This is a genomic window from Nonomuraea mangrovi (genome assembly GCF_042681425.1).
Classification (GTDB): Bacteria; Actinomycetota; Actinomycetes; order Streptosporangiales; family Streptosporangiaceae; genus Nonomuraea; species Nonomuraea mangrovi.
In genome coordinates, this window is record NZ_JBHUFV010000103.1 from 1 (window position 1) to 2,944 (window position 2,944).

The following is a 2,944-nucleotide window of genomic DNA, read 5'->3' on the forward strand; positions in this document are numbered from 1 at the left end:
CCCGAGCCGGACAGCGTCGTGACGAGCGTGACCGCGAGGATGGACGACAGGCGTCGCGGTACGGCGTTCATGAGGTGTCTCCTGACAATGGTTGGTCCTGAATCCGGCGAGCGCCTGACACAGGGGCGATGGAGGCCGCTTCGAGGAGCGGGTGAAGGGATGGGGGAGCTCACGCGTGGCAGGGAGCGGGCTCCTCCTTGGGTGCCCCTCGAGCCGGTGGGGGCCTTCTCATGCGGAGACTGGGGCGACTCTGGACTTCATGAACCGGTCACCCGCGACGACCACCACGGTGACGAGGAGGAACGCGATGAAGGCGGCGCTGGTCCGCACGACATGGAACATCTCCCACCGCTGCAGGATCGCCGCGTGCTCGGCAGGGACGGGGCCGACGGCCCACTGTTTGATCAGTCCGTTGATGGGGACATTGCCGAACCTGGTGACCAGGAACGAGGTCAAGGCCAGCACCGCCGCGCCTGCGGACAGGAGCCGCGAGACCTGGCGTGAAACGGCGGCGAGCAGGAGTGAGGCGAGGATTGCCAGCGCCATCGTCGTCTGCATGACGACCCCGTTGACCTGCATCAGCGCCGTATGGAACGTGAAGCGCACGTCGAGGGGCACGGTCCTGAACGCATAGACGACGTTAACGGCCCCGTAGCCGAACGCCCCCGCGAGCAAGCCCGTGGACAGCAGCGCGAACGCTTGGACTGGTCGTATCAGCACGATGCGATCTCCTGTACGGATCGTCTAGAGGAACGTGAGGAAGGAGGAGAGGCGCGTCGCCGCGGTCATCTCCTGAGAGGCGTTCGCTGCAGAATCATTACCGCTGTGACGATCGATGATCGTCCTTGGCGGGGCGTCCCGCGGGCGCTTGCGCCAAGGTGTCCTGGTCGGGCAGGAGCTGGCGAACGAGTGCGTCGGCGGCCCAGCTCTGCCATGACTCCTCGCTCCAGCCCCGCTCGCGGACAAGTAGGTGATAGGCCTCGGGCGCGAGAATCGCGAGCAAGATGTCGGCGGCTCGCAGTGCCTCCATCCCGTTGCGAAGCGTGGTCTTCGCCGCCAGGGCGCCGGCGAAGGTCGCCATGACGGCGTGCCGCTGGCCGATGTTGGTCTGCCAGAGCTCGGCTATCTCGGGGTCCACGGCGGCGGCCGAGCGGACCACCTCGAGGACCGGGCTGACCCGGGCGTGGATTCTCGCGGTCGCGGTGACGAGGAGTTGGATCTGCTCGACCGGCGGCGCGGCCATGGCCTCGGCGACCCAGGGCCGATCCAGGGTGGCCAAGGGGGCGCTGTCGCCTGCGATCTCCACGTCCAGGAGCTCTTTGAGGATGGCCCGCTTGGTGGCGAAGGTGAAGTACAGCGTCTGTACGGCGACGCCTGCCTCGGTGGCGATGGCCTGCATGGTGGTCGCCGCATAGCCTTGCCCGACGAACAGTACCCGGGCGGCGGCGAGCATGCCCGTGTTGCGGCGGCCTTGGCTGCACGCACCCCGGCTCCCGACCGTCTCGACGTCGCCATCCGATCTCCCTCCATCGGCGAATTCAGCTGGAGTTTCACTCCAGCGAACCCGATGCCATGACTGTGCCGCAGCCTATGGGCTGTCCGGGTGTCCACCCGGACAGCCCGCATGGCGAGTGCCGGGTTCAGACGGCAGCGGGGGAGAGGGCGGCGACGACCGGTAGTTCGAGGTCCACGTCGAGTGCTTCGTTGATGTAGTTCGCGAAGATGTTGTAGGCGACGTTGGCGATGACCTCGACGATTTCCTCGTCGGTGAGGCCTGCCTCGCGGGCCGCGGTGAACTGGTTGTCCCCGACCTGGCCGTTGTTGTTCGTGATCGCAACCGCGAGATCCAGTACGGCGGCCGCCTTGGGGTCGGCGCTACGGCCGAGGCGTGCGGCGGTGATCTCCTCCTCGTCGAGCTTGATCACGTTGCGGGCGACGTAGGTGTGCGCCGACAGGCAGAAGGCGCACCCGTTGATCTCTGCCACGGCCAGTGCGATGCGCTCTCGAAGCGCGGCTGGGAGCGCGCCCTCCTTCAGCGCGTCGAGGAGCCCCAGGAAACCCTTGAGCGCGGCGGGGCTGTTGGCCATCGCCTTGGTCGTGTTCGGGATGACGCCCATCGCCCTTTTGGTGGCGGTGAGCAGTTCTGCTGCCGGGGTTCCGGCGGTGGCCGGGTCGATGAGGGGAACGCGGGTCATGTGGTCTCCTTGGCAACTAAGCTTTGACTAAAGCGTCACTCTAGTCAGAGTATTGCTGTAGTGCTTCTCTAGTCAAAAAGAGGGTGTTGCGCTGGGATGCCGGCGAGCGGCGTTGCTGCCCATCGCCGCTAGGGAACGGGGTTGTATTCCTCGACGTCACGGGGCCGCACCGCGGCGAGCCGGGACGGGCTGGATGGCCGATGCCAACCTGCTGGCGTTCGGCGGATGCATGCTGGCGGGTGGCCGTACGGCGGACGTGATGGCCTACGCCGGGTCTTTGGCGTCGAGCCGGCCATCTTCACCATCGCCCCAGGCGTGCCTCGATCACGCCCTCCGCGTGGGGGCTTGTACTCGCGCGCGCCATCCAGGCATCGGGTTGCCGTGGTGGTGCCCGCGCAGTGGCTATGGCTCGGACAGGAGCACGCGTGACCGGGCAGCCAGTCCCGGAGTCCTCCCCGCGCTACTCACCCAGGAGTGGCCGACGCCAGTCGGGCCCCCTGGGACGACGACCCGAGGCTGACGGACCAGTGGCGACACCGGCACCGCGCTCGGGTCGACCGCACACTGTCACGGGCACCCGATCCTGCAATGAGGTTTCGGCGGGGTCGGCCTCTCCATATTCGCGGCCCCGCACGGGCCGATACACTCCACCGGGACATCCCCGCCGAGTACTAAGACCGTGTCTTGATTGGTGATCGCTCGTTAGATCGATCATGGAAGCATTCCTGGATCGGCTGGTTCCCGACGAG

General features: G+C 67.0%; 3 protein-coding genes. All 3 read right to left on the reverse strand.

Annotated features, from left to right (window positions below; all coding sequences use genetic code 11):
• Positions 1-228: 228 nt before the first annotated feature.
• Positions 229-720, reverse strand: coding sequence for an anthrone oxygenase family protein (locus ACFSKW_RS52170; protein ID WP_379582899.1), 492 nt, complete (start codon positions 718-720; stop codon positions 229-231).
• Between the two features lie 97 nt (positions 721-817).
• Positions 818-1,453 carry a TetR/AcrR family transcriptional regulator gene (locus tag ACFSKW_RS52175; RefSeq protein ID WP_379582901.1) on the reverse strand — a complete coding sequence of 212 codons (636 nt, stop codon included), beginning with the start codon at positions 1,451-1,453 and terminating at the stop codon, positions 818-820.
• Positions 1,454-1,640: 187 nt separating this feature from the next.
• Positions 1,641-2,195 (reverse strand): carboxymuconolactone decarboxylase family protein, encoded by a 555-nt coding sequence (locus ACFSKW_RS52180; RefSeq protein ID WP_379582903.1) that lies wholly within the window; start codon positions 2,193-2,195, stop codon positions 1,641-1,643.
• Positions 2,196-2,944 lie beyond the last annotated feature (749 nt).

Excerpts from the sequence above, each read along its gene's own strand:
- ACFSKW_RS52180 (WP_379582903.1), bottom strand. The coding sequence starts at position 2,195 with ATGACCCGCGTTCCCCTCATCGACCCGGCCACCGCCGGAACCCCGGCA.
- ACFSKW_RS52175 (WP_379582901.1), bottom strand. The coding sequence starts at position 1,453 with ATGCTCGCCGCCGCCCGGGTACTGTTCGTCGGGCAAGGCTATGCGGCG.